The sequence below is a fragment of the Sinosporangium album genome, assembly GCF_900100605.1.
GTDB classification, from domain to species: Bacteria; Actinomycetota; Actinomycetes; order Streptosporangiales; family Streptosporangiaceae; genus Sinosporangium; species Sinosporangium album.
Genome location: NZ_FNCN01000089.1, coordinates 1 through 1,478, shown reverse-complemented (window position 1 = coordinate 1,478; position 1,478 = coordinate 1). Strand labels below are relative to the sequence as shown.

The 1,478-nt window shown below is 70.1% G+C and carries 1 protein-coding gene; it reads left to right on the top strand.

The genetic code is table 11. The features are described 5' to 3' along the window. Positions 1-6: 6 nt before the first annotated feature. Positions 7-1,478, top strand: a 1,472-nt coding sequence (locus BLQ73_RS30745) for a DNRLRE domain-containing protein (RefSeq protein WP_143020562.1), incomplete at its 3' end; no start/stop codon positions are given.

Here is a 1,478-nt window from a genome sequence, read left to right as displayed (position 1 = left end):
AAGAATGTGGCGACCTACGCCGACGCCGCCGGCAAGGGCGCAGATCTCGTGGTCACCGTACTGCCGACCGGGTTCCGGCACGACGTGGTGCTGCGTCAGCGGCCCACCACCCCTCTGCAACTCCGCATCGGAGTGGAAACCGGGGGCCTGACCTTGTCCGAAGGCAATGGTGGACGCCTGCTGCTGACCGCCCCCAAGCCCGGCAAGAAGGGCAAGAACGGCAAGGGCGGCACACTGGTGGCCTCGGCACCGCAGCCGGTCATGTGGGACGCCGACGCTCTCGGCAGTCTGATCGACGGCGAGCGCTTCACCAACCGCCGCTCCAGGATCGCCACCGACGTGGTCGTCAAAGGCGGCCGCACCGAACTGGTGCTCAAACCCAGCCACAAGTTCCTGACCGACCCCGCCACGACCTACCCCGTGCGCATCGACCCGACCACCACACTGCCGCTCAACAACGACGTCGAAGTGGCCGACACCACCGATGCCGACTGGCCCGCCGACCCGACCAGCCAATACCTGCTGGCCGGACGGATCAGCGGTTCCCTGTCCCGCGTCTACCTGCGGTTCGACACCACCAGCCTGACCGGCTCGACCGTCACCGATGCCCAGCTTTCGCTCCACAACATCGATGCCCCCTCCTGCGGCACCCAGGTAGGGCCCGGCATCCAGGTGCGGCGGGTGACCGGATCCTGGGACGAGAACACCCTGCACTGGGGCAACAAGCCCACCGCCACCACTGAGGACGCCCAGACCGACAGCCGCGGCTTCAACCAGGACTGCGGAGCTGATCGCCTGCAGTGGAACGTCACCGGCATCACCCAGGACTGGGTAGGTGGCGCGGCCGACCACGGCGTGGTGCTGCAGCACCCTAACGAGACCAACACCAACGACAACTACCGCGTGTTCAGCTCGGCGGACGACACCTACTACGCCGCACCGCCCACGCTGACCGTCACCACCGCCGGCCCCGCCTCCGCCCCCACCGCCACCGACTTGGCGATCACCCCGGCGCAGGCGAACGGCGGTACCGTAACCGCGACCTCGCTCACCCCGCAGCTGTCGGCCGTCGTCGCCGACACCGCGCCCGGCTCCCTCACAGCCGCCTTCGAGGTGGAGCACGACCCCGCGGCCCCCGCCGGGCAGGGCACCGGCCAAATCTGGACCGCCACCTCCGGAGCCGTCGCCTCCGGCAGCCCCGCCGCGGTCACCGTACCTGCGGGCATGCTGGTAGACGGGTGGAAGGTGCGCTGGCGGGCCCGCGCGGCCAACACCACCGCCGCCACCACCTCGGCGTGGTCGGCATGGCAGACCGCCACGATCGACGTGCCCAACCCGACGGTCGACGCCTTCCAGGTCACACCCTCCGCTCAGGTGAACGGCACCACGGTCGCCACCAGCCTGACCCCGACCCTGCACACCACCGCCACCGACCCCGCAGCCCAGCCGGTGCGGGTGGAGTTCGAGGTGGAGCACGC